The sequence below is a fragment of the Mycobacterium sp. 852002-53434_SCH5985345 genome (assembly GCF_001667155.1).
Lineage (GTDB): Bacteria > Actinomycetota > Actinomycetes > Mycobacteriales > Mycobacteriaceae > Mycobacterium.
The window spans coordinates 77,324-93,566 of the sequence record NZ_LZIE01000046.1 but is presented as its reverse complement, the minus strand read 5'-3'; the positions used below and the strand labels follow the sequence as shown (position 1 = coordinate 93,566).

Annotated in this window: 16 protein-coding genes; 8 read left to right on the top strand and 8 right to left on the bottom strand. The window is 69.7% G+C overall.

Annotated features, from left to right (window positions below; all coding sequences use genetic code 11):
- The 3 genes from A5756_RS10415 to A5756_RS10405 form a co-directional block, all read right to left on the bottom strand.
- Window positions 1–704 (bottom strand): hypothetical protein (locus tag A5756_RS10415; RefSeq protein ID WP_369828610.1); only part of this gene is annotated, 704 nt, incomplete at its 3' end.
- A 180-nt stretch (window positions 705–884) separates the two neighbouring features.
- Window positions 885–1,304: a cytochrome c oxidase subunit 4 gene (locus A5756_RS10410; protein ID WP_066951803.1), complete on the bottom strand. Its 420-nt coding sequence runs from the start codon at window positions 1,302–1,304 to the stop codon at window positions 885–887.
- A 13-nt stretch (window positions 1,305–1,317) separates the two neighbouring features.
- Entirely contained in the window at window positions 1,318–2,394 is a 1,077-nt protein-coding gene (locus A5756_RS10405; RefSeq protein WP_066951801.1) for a cytochrome c oxidase subunit II, read from the bottom strand.
- Window positions 2,395–2,550: 156 nt separating this feature from the next.
- Between A5756_RS10405 and asnB the strand changes: the two genes are divergently transcribed.
- A complete protein-coding gene (asnB, locus tag A5756_RS10400) occupies window positions 2,551–4,494 on the top strand; it encodes an asparagine synthase (glutamine-hydrolyzing) (protein WP_066951799.1) in 1,944 nt (647 codons plus the stop codon).
- An 80-nt stretch (window positions 4,495–4,574) separates the two neighbouring features.
- Here the strand turns inward: asnB and A5756_RS10395 are convergent, their stop codons facing one another.
- A complete protein-coding gene (locus A5756_RS10395) occupies window positions 4,575–5,549 on the bottom strand; it encodes a carbohydrate kinase family protein (protein ID WP_066951791.1) in 975 nt (324 codons plus the stop codon).
- Window positions 5,550–5,735: 186 nt separating this feature from the next.
- On the opposite strand from A5756_RS10395, the gene A5756_RS10390 reads away from it, so the two are divergent.
- A complete protein-coding gene (locus tag A5756_RS10390) occupies window positions 5,736–6,395 on the top strand; it encodes a hypothetical protein (protein ID WP_066951786.1) in 660 nt (219 codons plus the stop codon).
- 16 nt (window positions 6,396–6,411) lie between these two features.
- Here A5756_RS10390 and A5756_RS10385 read toward each other — a convergent pair whose 3' ends face one another.
- Both A5756_RS10385 and A5756_RS10380 read right to left on the bottom strand, forming a co-directional pair.
- On the bottom strand, window positions 6,412–6,768 hold the full coding sequence (locus tag A5756_RS10385; RefSeq protein ID WP_066951784.1) for an iron-sulfur cluster assembly accessory protein: 357 nt from the start codon (window positions 6,766–6,768) through the stop codon (window positions 6,412–6,414).
- Between the two features lie 100 nt (window positions 6,769–6,868).
- Window positions 6,869–7,945: a glycerate kinase gene (locus tag A5756_RS10380; RefSeq protein WP_066951824.1), complete on the bottom strand. Its 1,077-nt coding sequence runs from the start codon at window positions 7,943–7,945 to the stop codon at window positions 6,869–6,871.
- A 191-nt stretch (window positions 7,946–8,136) separates the two neighbouring features.
- Here A5756_RS10380 and A5756_RS10375 point away from each other — a divergent pair, with 191 nt between their 5' ends.
- From A5756_RS10375 to A5756_RS10360, 4 genes are read left to right on the top strand one after another with little or no spacing between them, the layout of a single operon-like run.
- Window positions 8,137–8,811 (top strand): DUF3043 domain-containing protein, encoded by a 675-nt coding sequence (locus tag A5756_RS10375; protein ID WP_066951781.1) that lies wholly within the window; start codon window positions 8,137–8,139, stop codon window positions 8,809–8,811.
- Between the two features lie 24 nt (window positions 8,812–8,835).
- Window positions 8,836–9,384 (top strand): bifunctional adenosylcobinamide kinase/adenosylcobinamide-phosphate guanylyltransferase, encoded by a 549-nt coding sequence (locus A5756_RS10370; RefSeq protein WP_066951779.1) that lies wholly within the window; start codon window positions 8,836–8,838, stop codon window positions 9,382–9,384.
- Window positions 9,381–10,436, top strand: coding sequence for a nicotinate-nucleotide--dimethylbenzimidazole phosphoribosyltransferase (cobT, locus tag A5756_RS10365; protein ID WP_156659415.1), 1,056 nt, complete (start codon window positions 9,381–9,383; stop codon window positions 10,434–10,436). The genes A5756_RS10370 and cobT overlap by 4 nt, the downstream gene beginning before the upstream one ends.
- The gene (locus A5756_RS10360) at window positions 10,433–11,191 is read left to right on the top strand and encodes an adenosylcobinamide-GDP ribazoletransferase (protein WP_066951774.1); all 759 of its coding nucleotides are present in this window, start codon (window positions 10,433–10,435) and stop codon (window positions 11,189–11,191) included. The genes cobT and A5756_RS10360 overlap by 4 nt, the downstream gene beginning before the upstream one ends.
- On the opposite strand, the gene A5756_RS10355 is transcribed toward A5756_RS10360, so the two are convergent.
- A complete protein-coding gene (locus A5756_RS10355; protein WP_066951822.1) occupies window positions 11,188–12,294 on the bottom strand; it encodes a branched-chain amino acid aminotransferase in 1,107 nt (368 codons plus the stop codon). The two genes, A5756_RS10360 and A5756_RS10355, sit on opposite strands and share 4 nt — an antisense overlap.
- A 53-nt stretch (window positions 12,295–12,347) precedes the next feature.
- Window positions 12,348–13,445, bottom strand: coding sequence for a glycine cleavage system aminomethyltransferase GcvT (gene gcvT, locus A5756_RS10350; protein WP_066951772.1), 1,098 nt, complete (start codon window positions 13,443–13,445; stop codon window positions 12,348–12,350).
- Window positions 13,446–13,486: 41 nt separating this feature from the next.
- Here gcvT and A5756_RS10345 point away from each other — a divergent pair, with 41 nt between their 5' ends.
- Together A5756_RS10345 and A5756_RS10340 are read left to right on the top strand one after the other, a co-directional pair.
- Complete coding sequence (locus A5756_RS10345) at window positions 13,487–14,611, top strand: adenylate/guanylate cyclase domain-containing protein (RefSeq protein ID WP_066951771.1); 1,125 nt, start codon at window positions 13,487–13,489, stop codon at window positions 14,609–14,611.
- An 11-nt stretch (window positions 14,612–14,622) separates the two neighbouring features.
- Window positions 14,623–16,170 (top strand): leucyl aminopeptidase, encoded by a 1,548-nt coding sequence (locus A5756_RS10340; RefSeq protein WP_197505761.1) that lies wholly within the window; start codon window positions 14,623–14,625, stop codon window positions 16,168–16,170.
- Window positions 16,171–16,243: the final 73 nt, after the last annotated feature.

Here is a 16,243-nt window from a genome sequence, read left to right as displayed (position 1 = left end):
CTGGCTCGGTGACCGGCACGAAGGCGCCCGGCGACATCATCTCCGTGACCTACGTCGATGCGTCCGGTCGGCGGCGCCGCGGTGGAGGTGGCCGGGGGCGGCGCCGGAGCGGGCGCCGGCGGGGGCGCCGGGGCAGGCGTGACCGTCACGGTCTGTGTCTCCGTCGGTGGCGGGGGCGGCGGTTCGGTCGTCGGCGGCGGTGGAGGGGGCGGCGGCGGAGGCGGTTTGGTGGTCGTGATCTCGTCTTGCATCGGCGGCGTCGACGGGACGGTAGTGGTGTTGGGGTTGGCCAGCTTGGTGGTGTCGGTGCGCGCGAACAGCAGGGACACCGACACCACGAGCGCGATGGCGGCCACGATGGCGGCGACCCCGACCACCCATGGCCAGCGCGGAGCGCCGTGTTCGTCCTCGGCCTCGGCCGACTCGTCGAAGGTGTCGTAGTCATAGAGCCTGAGGTCGGCCGGCAGGTACGGGCCGCTCATGAAATGCTCGGACTCCGGGGCCGAATAGGCCCGCGAATAGGCGTCGGTCTGGCCCGTATCGCCGGCCGCCGGCTCGGCGCCGTCGTCAAAGGGTTCGATCTCTTCGACGTGCCCGGGTTCGGGGACGTCCGCGGGCTCGATGTCGGAATCCGGTTGGTGGGGAGCCTCGTTCACCGAATCGGGTTCCTCAGGATCCCATTCCGGTGGTTTCGGCCCGCTCATCTCTGCCTGCCCTGTCCGACTGCCTCACCAGCGCGCGGGGCCCCGGGGCCATATCGTTGCGCGCGCGCTTGAGAAATTGTCATTTGCCTGGGCAAAACACTACCGAACCGAGAGGGGCAAAGAAGTCTTGGCGAACCGGCCACAGATCACGTGATCGGATTGTGACCTTAACGGCTGGGATCAGTGCTTCTCGGGCCCGATGTAATACTCGAAGACCAGTCCCCCGACCGACGCAAGGACGAACATCACCCCCGCGGCGATCAGCCACGGCAGCCACAGTGCGATACCCACCGCGCTCACCGACGCCGACAGCGCGATCAGGATCGGCCACCAGCTGTGCGGGCTGAAGAAGCCCAATTCACCTGCTCCGTCGCTGATCTCGGCGCCCTCGTAGTCTTCGGGCCGAGTATCGATGCGGCGCGCCACGAACCGAAAGAAGGTGGCCACGATCAACGCCAGTCCGCCCGTCAGCGCCAGCGCGGTCGTCCCGGCCCACTCCTCGCCGCCGGTGGCGAAAAGCGCCGTCAGCACGGCATAAAGCACCGCAACCACAATGAAGAACCCGGCGATGAATTCGAAAAGCCTGGCTTCGATATGCATTTGGTGTCCTAACCTACTGGCTTCCGGCCAACTGACCGCGCTTGGTGTCGAACGGGTGAGTGGTCACCGCGAGCGGCGTCTGGCCGATCGCCTGCAATGCCTGGGCATTGCTCTTGCCGTCGATCCGCTGCTGCAGGTAAGCCTTGAAGTCGTTGGGCGGCACCACCCGAACCTCGAAGTTCATCATCGAGTGATACGTGCCACAGAACTCGGCGCAGTGCCCGACGAATGCCCCGGGCTTGCTGATGTCGTCGACCTGGAAGACGTTCACCGAGTTGTTCGCCTCGGCGTTGGGGATCACATCGCGCTTGAACAGGAACTCGGGCACCCAGAACGTGTGGATGACGTCCGCGGACGCCAACCGGAACTGGATGCGCTTGCCGGTGGGCAGCACGAGCACCGGGATTTCGTCGCTGGTGCCCAGGATTTCGACCTTGTCGAAGTTCAGGTACGTGCGGTCCGCGGTGTTGAGCCCGCGGACCGGCCCGACGAGCTCCTCGCCGTGCGCGTCCTTGCCCTCGGGCTTGGAAACCATGGCGTTCTTGCGTGCCTGGTCCACGCCGTCGTAGGTCAGCGTGCCGTCCTTGAAGTCAACGCGCTGGTACCCGAACTTCCAGTTCCACTGGAAGGCGGTGACGTCGACCACCACCTCGGGGTCCTTGTCGACGTGCAGCATCTTCTCCTGCACCACCACGGTGAAGTAGAACAACACCGAGATGATCAGGAACGGCGTCACGGTGAGTACCAGCTCCAGAGGCATGTTGTAGCCGAACTGGCGCGGCAGCTCGGTGTCTCCTGCCTTCTTCCGGTGGAAGGCCGACGCCCAGAAGATCAGGCCCCAGACGATGACCCCGACCACCAGCGAGGCGATCGTCGCGCCGACCCACAGTTCCCGGTTGAGCTGGGCCTGCGGGGTGATGCCCTTGGGCCAGCCCAGTCCCAGCACGTCCGACCAGCTGCATCCGCTCAGGGTGAGCGCCAACACGCCGAACGTCGCGGCCAGCGCCAGCGGCCGCAGACGACGGGACAGACCCTGCCGAAACCTGCCCTGCGACATACGTTGCGAACGGACCTGCTCGCGAGGTGTCACGTTGGCGCCTCCTGCTCGGATATCGAATACTACGCAGCGTAGACCACGCCGCCGACCCGAGCGACGAAACCCCGGCCCGCTGGACCGCCCGGCCATTTGCGGACGTGCCGGGTGGGACCGCGACGGCGTGCCCAACGTGCGGCATACTGGGGCGCCGTGTGTGGTCTGCTGGCGTTCGTCGCTGCCCCGGACAGTGCCGACCCCGCCCGGGCCGACGATGCCATCGCGCGCGCGTCGCACTTGATGCGCCATCGCGGCCCCGACGAGCCCGGCACCTGGACCGATCCGGGAGCCGACGGATCGGTCGTGTTCGGCTTCAACCGGCTGTCGATCATCGACATCGCGCATTCGCACCAGCCGCTGCGGTGGGGACCGCCGGAGGAGCCCAACCGCTACGTGCTGGTGTTCAACGGGGAGATCTACAACTACCTCGAGCTGCGCGACGAGCTGGCCGCCGCGCACGGGGCGGTGTTCACCACCGACGGCGACGGCGAGGCCATCGTCGCCGGCTATCACTACTGGGGCGCCGACGTGCTCACCCGGCTGCGCGGCATGTTCGCCTTCGCCCTGTGGGACACAGCCATCCTCGAATTGTTTTGTGCCCGAGACCCTTTCGGCATCAAGCCGCTCTTCATGGCGACCGGCGCCGGCGGCACGGCGGTGGCCAGCGAAAAGAAATGCCTGCTGGACCTGGCGGAGCTGGGCGGATTCGACACCGGGATCGATGACCGCGCCGTGCAGCACTACACCGTGCTGCAGTACGTGCCCGAGCCCGAGACGCTGCACCGCGGGGTGCGCCGTCTCGAATCGGGCTGTTACGCGCGAATCCGGCCCGGGCAGCAGCCGGAGGTCACCCGCTATTTCGTGCCACGGTTCGCCGCGGTGCCGTTGACGCGCGACACCGAACAGGCCCGCTACGACGAGATCACCGCGGTGCTCGAGGACTCGGTGGCCAAGCACATGCGCGCCGACGTCACCGTCGGGGCGTTTCTGTCCGGGGGCATCGACTCCACCGCCATCGCGGCGCTGGCCATCCGGCACAACCCCAACCTGATCACCTTCACCACCGGCTTCGAGCGGGAGGGGTTCTCCGAGATCGACGTCGCGGTCGCCTCGGCCGAGGCGATCGGTGCCCGCCACATCGCCAAGGTGGTCCACCCGGAGGAGTTCGTCGCCGCCCTGCCCGAAATCGTGTGGTACCTGGACGAACCGGTGGCCGACCCCGCCCTGGTGCCGCTGTTCTTCGTCGCCCGGGAGGCGCGCAAGCACGTCAAGGTGGTGCTGTCCGGGGAGGGCGCTGACGAACTCTTCGGCGGCTACACCATCTACCGGGAGCCGTTGTCGCTCAAGCCCTTCGACTACCTACCGCGGCCGCTGCGCCGGTCGATGGGCAAGGTGTCCAAGCCGCTGCCGGAGGGCATGCGGGGCAAGAGCCTGCTGCACCGCGGCTCGCTGACGCTCGAGGAGCGCTACTACGGCAACGCCCGCAGCTTCTCCGACGCGCAACTGCGCGACGTGCTGCCGGGCTTCCGCGAGGAATGGACCCACACCGACGTCACCGCCTCGGTGTACGCCCAGTCGGCCGGCTGGGACCCGGTGGCCCGCATGCAGCACATCGACCTGTTCACCTGGCTGCGCGGCGACATCCTGGTCAAGGCGGACAAGATGACGATGGCCAACTCGCTGGAGCTGCGGGTGCCGTTCCTGGATCCCGAGGTGTTCGCCGTCGCCTCGCGACTGCCCGTCGAGGCCAAGATCACCCGCACCACCACCAAGTACGCGCTGCGGCGGGCCCTGGAGCCGATCGTGCCCGCGCACGTGCTGCACCGGCCCAAGCTCGGGTTTCCCGTGCCCATCCGGCATTGGTTGCGCGCGGGCGAATTGCTGGACTGGGCCTACGGGCTGGTGGCGACCTCGCAGGCCGGTCACCTCGTCGACCTGGCCGCCGTCCGGCGGATGCTCGACGAGCACCGCAACGGCGCCGGCGATCACAGCCGCCGGCTGTGGACGCTGCTGATCTTCATGCTCTGGCACGCGATCTTCGTCGAGCACAGCGTGGTGCCGCAGATCAGCGAGCCGGTGTATCCCGTCCAGCTCTAGGTCGACACGGCAGGCGTCGAGTGTGCGCCCAGGGCGGGGATTTTCGGCGTGTCGCCGCCCTCAGCTCACGCTCGACGCCGTCAGGCCAGCACCGCGGCGATCTCGTTGGCCGCGTCGTCGCCGTAGGCGCCGGCCAACCGGCTCACCGCGGTCTCGCGGTTCCACTCCCAGTTCTGGGTCCCGGTCGATTCCAGCACCAGCACGGCCACCAGCGAGCCCAGCTGCGCGGAGCGCTCGAGGTTCAGGCCGGCGCTGCGCCCGGTGAGGAAACCGGCCCGGAACGCGTCGCCGACGCCGGTGGGGTCGGTCTGGCTGGTCTCGGGCACGACGCCCACGTGGGTCGTCGTGCCGTCGGGCTCGACGATGTCCACCCCCTTGGGGCCCAGCGTGGTCACCCGCAGGCCGACCTTGCTTTGCACGTCGGACTCCGACCAGCCGGTCTTGTTGAGCAGCAGCTCCCACTCGTAGTCGTTGGTGAACAAATAGGCGGCGCCGTCGACGAGCTTGTCGATCTCTTCGCCGGACAGGCGGGGCAGCTGTTGGGAGGGGTCCGCGGCGAAGGGCAGGCCCAGCTTGCGGCACTCCTCGGTGTGCACCACCATCGCGTCCGGGTCGTTGGCCCCGACGATCACCAGCTCCGGCTCGCCGATGGACGACACCACGTCGGCGAGCTTGATGTTGCGGGCCTCCGACATGGCGCCGGGATAGAACGACGCGATCTGGGCCATGTCGATGTCGGTGGTGCAGGTGAATCGCGCCGTGTGCGCGGTCTTAGAGATCAGCACGTTGTCGCAGTTGACACCGTGCGACTGCAGCCACTGCCGGTAGTCGTCGAAGTCGTCGCCGGCCGCGCCCACCAGCGCCACGTCACCGCCGAGCACGCCGATCGCGAAGGCGATGTTGCCCGCCACGCCGCCGCGGTGGATCACCAGGTCGTCGACCAGAAAACTGAGCGACACCTTCTGCAGGTGCTCAGCCAGCAGGTGCTCGGAAAACTTGCCCGGGAACCGCATCAGATTGTCGGTCGCAATCGAACCTGTCACCGCGATCGTCACGAATGTCTCCGCCCTTCGTTAGTAAGGTTATCTAGCTTACGCACGCCTCCGGACCGTCGCTGTGTCCACGGTCGGCACGAAGCGGTGCGCTAGCCTCCCTAGGGAACTCGCTCAAGTCGCCGGGACCACGATGCTCCGCCGGGGTATCCCGCCCGTACTCCCGTCTACCACCGTAGGAGAACCAGGATGGCAGGTCCGCACTCGCCGAACCACACCGTCGGCGGCAGCGGACCCAGCGGACCCGAGCCCCCGGCCGGATCTCAGCCGCTCGATTTTCCCGACCACCCGCGTGCCGGCGACCCGGCGCCGGCCAATTATGCCGGGCAGCCGCCCCCGCCGATGCCCTACCCGCCGCGGCCCCGCTCCAAGCGGCGGCTGGTCGTCGGCGTGCTGTTGGCCGTCGCGCTGGTGGCCGCGCTGATCGTGGCGATCGTCTACGGCGTCCGCACCAACGGGGCCAACACCGGGGCCACGTTCTCGGAGGGCGCCGCCAAGACGGCCATCCAGGGGTACCTGGACGCGCTCGACCACCGCGACACCGAGGAGATCGTGCGCAACGCGCTGTGCGGCATGTACGACGGTGTGCGCGACAAACGCTCCGACCAGGCGTTGGCCAAGCTGAGCAGCGACGCGTTCCGCAAGCAGTTCTCCGAGGTCGAGGTCACCTCGATCGACAAGATCGTCTATCTGTCGCAGTACCAGGCCCAGGCGCTGTTCACCATGAAGGTGTCACCCGCGACCGGCGGACCGCTGCGCGGCCAATTGCAGGGCATCGCCCAGCTGCTGTTCCAGCGCGGCCAGATCATGGTCTGCTCGTACGTGCTGCGCACCGGGGGCTCGTACTGAGCCCGGGGCTACCCGGTCAGTTGAACGAGTCGCCGCAGGCGCACGAGCCGGTGGCGTTGGGGTTGTCGATCGTGAAGCCCTGCTTCTCGATGGTGTCGACGAAATCGATGGACGCGCCTTCCACGTAGGGCGCGCTCATCCGGTCCACCGTCAGCGTCACACCGCCGAAGTCCGCGGTCAGGTCGCCGTCCAGCGTCCGGTCGTCGAAGAAAAGGTTGTAGCGCAGGCCCGCGCACCCGCCCGGCTGGACCGCGATACGCAGCGCCAGGTCGTCCCGGCCCTCCTGGTCGAGCAGGGACTTTGCCTTGGTGGCGGCGGCCTCGGTCAGGATCACGCCGTGCGTCTTGGCGGTCGACTCGTTCTGCACCGTCATTGCTTCTCCTACATGCCTCATCGTTGGGTGGGTTCGTTCAGGTTCGAGCCCGCTGGTCTCGCGTTAGGCGGCCAGATCCGCCCGGAAAAAGCCCACTAGGTCAACGGTACCTTGCAGGACCGCTATTCCCGAGTCGCGCCGCCACCACGGACGCCAGACCCATCAGCTGATTGGCCGCGTCGGCCTGCGCCAGCCGCGCCGATCCGGCGTGCTCGGCGATGGATAAGGCGGACATGATGCCCGCCGAGCGGACGGTGGCGTTGTCCAGGTCGACCTGGCCGGCCAGCACGATCACCGGCACTCCGCGCGGCCGGGCGGCGTCCGCGAGATAGCCCACCACCTTGCCGTGCAGCGACTGCTCGTCGAAGCGACCTTCACCGGTGACGATGAGCTCCGCCATGTCCAGATCGTCGGCCAGGCGGGTGTGATGGGCGATGATCGCCGCGCCCGACTCGCACCGGCCGCCGAGGGCCAGCAGCCCGGCGCCGATACCGCCGGCGGCGGCCGCCCCCGGTTCGGCGCTGACGTCGCGTCCGGCCACGGCTTCCAGGATCAGCGCCCACGCCTGGAGGCGGACTTCCAGGGCCGCGACGGTGACCGTGTCCGCGCCTTTCTGCGGCCCGAACACCCTGGCCGCTCCCCACGGCCCGAGCAGGGGATATTCGGTGTCGGAGGCGGCGATGAGCTCCACGTTGCCCAGCTGGCGGCGGGCGGAGTCCAAACCGCCGAGCTCGGCGATCATCCCCTGCCCGCCGTCGGTGCAGGCGCTGCCGCCGAGGCCGACCACGATCCGCGTCGCCCCGGCCCGCATCGCCTCGGCGATCAGCTGCCCCACTCCCCTGCTGTGGGCCGCCATCGCGGTCTCCGGGGTGGGCGGACCGCCCAGCAGGGCCAGGCCGCACGCCTGCGCGCACTCCAGGTAAGCCGTGGTCGTGGTGGGGTCGAAGACCCATTTGGCCTCGACCATGGTGGACAGCGGCCCGGACACCCGCAGACGCCGCGTCTTGCCCAGCCGGCTGGCGAGCACCTCGACGAAGCCGGGGCCGCCGTCGGACTGCGGGGCGACGATGAACCGGTCGCCGGGGCGGCATCGGGTCCACCCGGTCGCGATGGCCGCGGCCGCCTCCACGGCCGTCATGCTGTCGCCATAGCAATCCGGAGCCACCAGGACGAGCATGGCGGGAAGTTGCAGACGGCCGGGAGCGAGGCCAAAGGCAGCATCGTCCGAGGCCATCGACCCGTCGTCCATCAGAGGCAGCCGTCCATCACTGGTAAGAGTAGGGCCAAGTGAGGGGCTGACGCAGGTCTAATAGCAAGGCATTCCAAGCCAATTCCGGGACGAGCCATCGGCGAAGTAACCTGGCCTCTGTGAAGTTGATGGGCCGTAAGAAGGGCCAGTACGAGGACGTCGACGAGGGCGCGGCTGCAGTGGATGCCGCCGGCGCCCCCGAGACAACCGCTAGCGGGTCGCGTGGGACGAGCCCCAAGGGCCGGCCGACGCCCAAGCGCAGTCAAGCGCGGCGCAAGGGGCCGGTGGCGCCCGCGCCGATGACCGCGTCGGAGGCGCGCGCCCGGCGCAAAACGCTGGCCGGTCCCAAGCTCAGCCGCGAGGAGCGCAAGGCCGACCGGACCGCCAACCGCGCCCGGATGACGGATCGCCGACAGCGCATGATGGCCGGCGAAGAGGCTTACCTGTTGCCGCGTGACCAGGGCCCGATACGGCGCTACGCGCGGGACGTGGTGGACTCCCGGCGCAACCTGCTCGGCCTGTTCATGCCGGCGACGCTGTTCCTGATGTTCGTCATGTTCACCACCCCGCAGCTGCAGCTCTGGGTTTCGCCGGCGATGCTGGCGCTGATGGCCGTGATGGGTATCGACGGGGTCCTGTTGGGCCGCAAAGTGAGCAAGCGGGTGGACGCCAAGTTCCCCGACAACACCGAAAGCCGCTGGAAGCTGGGCCTGTACGCGGCCGGCCGGGCCTCGCAGATGCGACGGATGCGCACACCGCGACCCCAGGTCGAGCGCGGCAGCGATGCCGGTTAGCCGCGGGAAAGCCGCCTGAGCACGGTGCGCACTCTGGTGCTCGGCGGGATCCGGTCTGGCAAATCCCGGTGGGCGGAGGGCGCCATCACCGAGGCGCTGCCGGCCGGCCAGCCGGTCTGTTACCTGGCCCCCGGCCCCACCGGTTCGGGCGACGCGGACTGGGCGCACCGGGTCGCCGAGCACCGCAACCGTCGGCCGGCGCATTGGTCGACGGTCGAATCCCACGACGTCGCAACGCAATTGCGGAACTCGCCGGACACTCCGACGCTCGTCGACGATCTGGGCAGCTGGCTGACCGGCACGCTGGATCGCCATGACGGATGGGACGGCGGATCGGTGTCGTCTCCGGTGCGCGAAACGATCGAAGCGATGCTCGCCGCGGTCAGCGACTTCCCTTCCACGCTGGTGCTGGTCAGCCCGGAGGTGGGGTTGGCCGTCGTCCCGGCCACCGCGTCCGGCCGCCGGTTCGCCGACGAACTAGGCAGCCTCAACCAGCGCGTCGCGCAGCTGTGCGACCGGGTGGTGCTCGTGGTGGCCGGGCAAGCGGTGCCGATCAAACCTCCGGGGACCTGATGGAATTCGCCCCGGTATCGCCGCCCGATGCGGGCGTCGCCGCGGCCGCCCGCGCCCGCCAGGACACGCTGACCAAGCCGAGGGGCGCGCTGGGCCGCCTCGAGGACCTTTCGGTGTGGCTCGCGTCATGCCAAGGGCATTGCCCGCCAAGGCAATTCGAGCGCGCACGGGTGGTGGTGTTCGCCGGTGACCACGGCGTCGCCCGCTCCGGGGTGTCGGCCTATCCGCCGGAGGTGACCGCTCAGATGGTCGCCAACTTCGATGCCGGCGGGGCGGCGATCAATGTGCTGGCCGACATCGCCGGCGCGACGGTGCGGGTCGCCGACCTGGCGGTGGCGGGCGATGCGCTGACCGACCGGATCGGCGCCCACAAGGTGCGGCGCGGCAGCGGCGACATCGCCGTCGAGGACGCGCTGACCGACGACGAGGCCGCCGCCGCGATCGCCGCGGGTCGGGCCATCGCCGATGAGGAGGTCGACGCGGGCGCCGACCTGCTCATCGCCGGCGACATGGGGATCGGAAACACCACCCCTGCCGCGGTGTTGGTGGCGGCGCTCACGAACGCCGAACCGGTTGCGGTGGTGGGCTTCGGCACCGGGATCGACGACGCCGGATGGGCGCGAAAGACGGCCGCGGTGCGCGACGCCCTGTTCCGGGCGCGCCGCGTGCTGCCCGACCCGGTGGCGTTGCTGCGCTGCGGCGGCGGGGCGGATTTGGCCGCGATGGCGGGCTTTTGCGCGCAGGCCGCGGTGCGACGCACTCCGCTGCTGCTGGACGGGATGGCGGTGACGGCCGCCGCGCTGGTCGCCGAGCGGCTGGCTCCCGGCGCCCGCCTGTGGTGGCAGGCCGGTCATCGGTCCACCGAACCCGGTCATGCCCTGGCGCTTACCGAGCTGGGCCTCGAGCCGATTCTGGATATGCGGATGCGGCTGGGTGAGGGAAGCGGCGCCGCGCTGGCGCTGCCGCTGCTCCGGGCCGCGGTGGCCACGCTGTCGTCGATGGCCACGTTCACGCAGGCCGGCGTGTCCGACCAGGCCTCTCCCCCGCTGTGATGCGTTGGCTGGCAACGGCTTTCGCGTTCGGTACGGTGCTTCCCGTCCCGCGTTCATGGCACGCGCCGATGGGCCGTGGCGCCATGACGGCGCTGCCGGTGGTGGGCGCCGTCCTGGGTGCGCTGGCCGCGGCGGTGACGTGGGGCGGTGCTCACGCGTTCGGCGCGTCCAGCCCGCTGTCCGGCCTGCTCGCGGTGGTGGCGCTGCTGTTGGCCACCCGCGGCCTGCATCTCGATGGTGTCGCCGACACGGCCGACGGGCTGGGCTGTTACGGGCCGCCGGAGCGCGCGCTGGCGGTGATGCGCGACGGGTCGACCGGGCCGTTCGGCGTGGCGGCCGTCGTTTTGCTGATCGCGCTGCAGGGGCTGGCCTTCGCGGCGCTGGGGGCGGCGGGCCGGCCGGGGTTCATCGGCATCGCCGTGGCGGTCTTCGCGGGCCGGGTCGCCGCGGTGCTGGCGAGTCGGCGGTCGGTGCCGGCGGCCGCGGGCAGCGCGCTGGGCGTGCGGGTCGCCGGCAGCCAGCCGGTGGTCGTGGCGGCGGCCTGGGTCGCGGCGCTGCTCGTCGTTGCCCTGGCGGCGGGACCTCGGCCGTGGCAGGGGCCGGTCGCGGTGCTGGCGGCGCTGTGCTGCGGTGCGGTGCTGGTGCGGCATTGCGTGCGCCGCTTCGGCGGCATCACCGGCGACGTGCTGGGTGCCGCCATCGAGTTGACCACGACGGTGAGCGCCGTCGCGCTCGCCGCACTGGTGCGGTTCTAGCCGAGCCGCGCCATCCAGCCGTGGGTGTCGGCGAAGGTCCCCCGCTGGATTCCGGTCAGCGTGTCGCGCAGCGCCATCGTCACTTCGCCGGGTTGACCGTCGGCGACGGTGAAGTCGCTGTCGCCGTACTTCACGCGCGAGACCGGGGTGATGACGGCGGCGGTGCCGCAGGCGAACACCTCGGTGATCTCGCCGGCGGCGGCCTTCTTCTGCCATTCGTCGATGTCGATCTTGCGTTCCTCGACGGCGAATCCGGCGTCAATAGCCAACTGCAGCAACGAATCCCGAGTGATCCCAGGCAACAGCGAACCGGACAGCTCCGGGGTGACCAACCGCGCCGACCCGCCGCTGCCGAACACGAAGAAGATGTTCATGCCGCCCATCTCCTCGACGAAGCGCCGTTCGACGGCGTCCAGCCACACCACCTGGTCGCACTCGTGGGCGGCGGCCTCGGCCTGGGCCAGCAGGGAGGCTGCGTAGTTGCCGCCGAACTTGGCCGCGCCGGTGCCGCCCGGGCTGGCCCGCACGTACTCCGTCGATACCCACACGGCGACGGGGTTGATGCCGCCCTTGAAGTACGCCCCGGCCGGTGAGGCGATCAGCAGATACCGGTAGCGCTTCGACGGCCGCACACCCAAACCGGGCTCGGTGGCGATGACGAACGGGCGCAGATACAGCGCGTCTTCGCCTCCGGCGGCGGGCACCCAGGGCTTGTCGACCGCGATGAGCTGACACAGCGAACCCATGAACAGCTCGTCGGGCAGTTCGGGCATCGCCAGCCGCCGCGCCGACGACCGCAACCGCGCTGCGTTGGCCTCGGCGCGAAACGACACGACCGAGTCGTCCGCCCAGCGGTACGCCTTGAGCCCTTCGAAGATCTCCTGCGCATAGTGCAGCACGATCGCCGACGGGTCCAGCTCGATCGGGCCGTACGGGATGACCCGCGCGTTGTGCCAACCCCGTTCGTCGTCGTAGTCGATCGACACCATGTGGTCGGTGAAATATTTGCCGAAACCGGGCTCGGCCAGGATGGATCCACGTTCGGCGTCGGTCGCGGGGTTGGCCGAACGCGAAACCGTGAACTCGAGGGAGCCGCTGGTCATGCGGCTGATTGTATATCCGCCTGCGACCGGGCTTTTCACCTGAACCGGCGGCACTAACGTGTTTTCGCTTCGACGAAGGGCGGCCGCACGACCTCGCACTCGGCGGCGCGTCCGCGAATGTCGACGATGATCCGCTGCCCGTCCTCGACGCCGGCGTCGGTGTCGAGCAGCGCCAGCCCGATGCCGACTTGCAGCGTCGGCGAGAACGTCCCCGACGTGGTGACCCCCACCGGCGTCTCACCGGCGAGCACCGTCAGTCCGGGCCGCAGCACACCGCGGCCGACCAACCGCAGGCCGCGCAGCAGCCGCCGCGGCCCCGCCGCCTTCTCCGCCAGCAGCGCGTCGCGGCCGAAGAACGCGTCCTTCTTCCAGCCGATCGCCCAGCCGCACCGGGCCTGCAGCGGCGAAATGTCCAGCGCCAGTTCGTGCCCGTGCAGCGGGTAGCCCATCTCGGTGCGCAGCGTGTCCCGGGCGCCCAGCCCGGCGGGCTCGCCCCCGGCGGCACCGACCGCCGCGGCCAGCGCGTCGAACACCACACCAGAGGATTCCCACGGCGGCAGCAGCTCGTAGCCGTGCTCTCCGGTGTATCCGGTCCGGCACACCCGCACCGGCACCCCCGCGTAGGAGGCGTCGGCATAGCCCATGTAATCCATGCCCGTCGGCAGGCCCAGCTCGCCGAGCACGTCCGCCGAGCGCGGGCCCTGCACCGCCAGCACCGCGTAGGAGCGATGCTCGTTGGTGATCGTCAGGCTCGCCGGGGCGGCGGCCCGCAGCGCCTCGACCACCGCGGCGGTGTTGGCCGCGTTGGGCACCAGAAAGATCTCGTCGTCGTCGACGTAGTAGGCGATCAGGTCGTCGACGACGCCGCCGGATTCGGTGCAGCACAACGTGTATTGCGCCTTGCCGGGCCCGATGCGGCTCAGGTCGTTGGTGAGCGTCGAGTTGACGAATTCGGCGGCACCCGGCCCGCGGATCAACGCCTTGCCCAGGTGGCTGACGTCGAACAGGCCCACCGCGTTGCGGGTGGCGTTGTGTTCGCTGACGGTGCCGGCGTACGAGACCGGCATCAGCCACCCGCTGAACTCGGCGAAACTGGCCCCCAACTTGCGGTGGCGGTCTTCCAGCGGGCCATGCTGTAAGTCATCGGTCACGACGGTTCACCCTAATCGCGGCTGCTGGCACACTTGGGTGGGTGGTCGATTCCCCGGACTTCGAAGCGCTTGAGGCTGCCGGAATCGCTCGTCCGCGCGAACGGGCCGACCTCATCAAATACCTCAGCGAACTCGGTTTCAGCGTCGACGAAATGGTGGAGGCCGAGCAGCGCGGGCGGCTGTTCGGCCTTGCGGGTGACGTTCTGCAATGGTCGGGGCGCCCGGTCCACACGATGGCGACCGCCGCCGAGCAGCTCGGCCTGTCGCCCGAGGAAGTCACCCACGCGTGGGGTTTGCTCGGCCTGACCGTCGCCGGCCCCGACATTCCCGCGCTGAGCCAGGCCGACGTCGACGCGCTCGCGACCTGGGTCGCCTTGAAGACGGTGGTGGGCGAGGACGGCGCGTTCGGGCTGTTGCGGGTGCTCGGTGCCACGATGGCCCGGCTCGCGGAGGCCGAGTCGACCGCGATCCGGGCCGGCACGCCGGACATCCAGATGACCTACACCAACGACGAGCTCGCCACGGCGCAGGCCTACCGCGCGGTCGCGGAGTTCGTCCCCCGGATTTCGGCGCTGATCGACGTCGTTCATCGCCACCATCTGACCGGCGCCCGAACCCACTTCGAAGGCGTCCTGCGCGACACCTCGGCAAGCGTGGTGTGCGGCATCGGTTTTGCGGATCTGTCCGGTTTCACCGTGCTCACCCGCGCGCTGACCCCGGCGCAGCTTTCGGATCTGCTCAACGAGTTCGCCGGGACCGTCGCGGATGTGGTGCACCGCGATGGCGGCCGGGTGGTGAAGTTCATCGGTGACGAGGTGATGTGGGTGAGCGCGTCGCCCGAACGTCTGGCCAGGGCGGCGGTCGACCTCGTCGGCCATCCGCGGGCGCGCGAGGAGGGTCTGCAGGTCCGCGCCGGCCTTGCCTACGGCAGCGTCCTGGCGATCAACGGGGACTACTTCGGCAGCCCGGTCAACCTGGCGGCGCGCCTGGTCGGGGCCGCCGCCCCGTGCCAGATCCTGGCCGATTCGGCCCTGCACGAGCAACTGCCGGATTGGCCGGCGAGGGCCCGCGGCCCCTTTGACCTCAAGGGTTTTGACGCCCCCGTCGTCGCCTTCGAGCTGCACGGCGCGGGCGCCGCCGACCTCGGCGCGGGCTCCGGCGATTAGGGTAAATGCCCGTGACCACCGAATTGAGCTACGCAAGCCCATCCGTCAACGTCGCCACGTCGCTGCCGAAACGCGGGGCGGGTTCTTCGGTATTGATCCTGCCGGTCGTCTCGACCGGCGACGAGGACCGGCCCGGAGCGACGGTTGCGGCCGGCGAGTCGCTGCTGGCGGCCGATGCCGTCGCCGAGATCGAATCCGGCCTGCGGGCGCTCGACGCCACCGGCGGCAGTGAGCAGGTCCACCGCCTGGTGGTGCCGTCGCTGCCGCTGTCGAGCGTGCTGACGATCGGCCTGGGTAAACCGCGTCCCGAGTGGCCGGCCGACACCGTCCGGCGCGCCGCGGGTGTGGCCGCCCGGTCGCTGGGCACCGCCGAGGCGGTGATCCTCACGCTGCCCGGTGACTTCGACGCCGACGTCTGCTCGGCGGTCGTCGAGGGGCTCATCCTGGGCAGCTACCGGTTCACCGAATTCCGCAGCGGCAAGACCGCGCCGAAAGACAAAGGGCTGCAAAAGATCACCGTGCTGTCCGCCGCGAAGGACGCCAAAGCGGCCAGCGCGCACGGCGCGGCCGTGGCGACCGCAGTGGCCACCGCCCGCGACTTCGTCAACACGCCGCCGAGTCACCTCTTCCCAGCCGAATTCGCCAAGCGCGCAAGGGCTTTGGGCGAATCCGTGGGCCTCGAGGTGGAGGTGCTCGACGACAAGGCACTCCAGAAGGCCGGCTACGGCGGCGTGATCGGCGTCGGCCAAGGCTCGTCGCGGCCGCCGCGGCTGGTGCGGCTGACCCACCGGGGTGCGAAGCTGGCCAAGAAGTCCAAGCAGGCCAAGCGAGTGGCGCTGGTCGGCAAGGGCATCACTTTCGACACCGGTGGCATCTCGATCAAGCCGGCGGCCTCGATGCACCACATGACCTCGGACATGGGCGGCGCGGCCGCGGTCATCGCCACGGTGGCGCTGGCCGCGCAGTTGCGGTTGCCGATCGACGTGATCGCCACGGTGCCGATGGCCGAGAACATGCCCTCAGGTACCGCGCAGCGCCCGGGCGACGTGTTGACCCAATACGGCGGCATCACCGTCGAGGTGCAGAACACCGACGCCGAGGGCCGGCTCATCCTGGCCGACGCCATCGTGCGGGCCTGCGAGGACAACCCCGACTACCTGATCGAGACGTCCACGTTGACCGGCGCGCAGACGGTGGCGTTGGGCGCCCGGATCCCCGGGGTGATGGGCAGCGACGAGTTCCGCGACCGGGTCGCCGCGATCTCGCAGCGGGTGGGCGAGAACGGTTGGCCGATGCCGCTGCCCGACGAACTCAAGGAAGACCTGAAGTCAGGAGTGGCCGACCTGTCCAACATCAGCGGCCAGCGCTTCGCCGGCATGCTGGTGGCCGGGGTGTTCTTGCGCGAATTCGTCGCCGACGGCGTGAGCTGGGCGCACATCGACGTGGCCGGCCCGGCGTACAACACCGGCGGCCCTTGGGGGTACACCCCAAAGGGCGGCACCGGTGTGCCGACCCGCACCATGTTCGCGGTGCTCGAGGACATCTGCGAAAAGGGCTAGCAAACGGCTAGCGCACGGCTGGCGTGAGCGTCACGCCAGCGTGGCGCCGGCGTGCGAACGTCACGCCACCGTG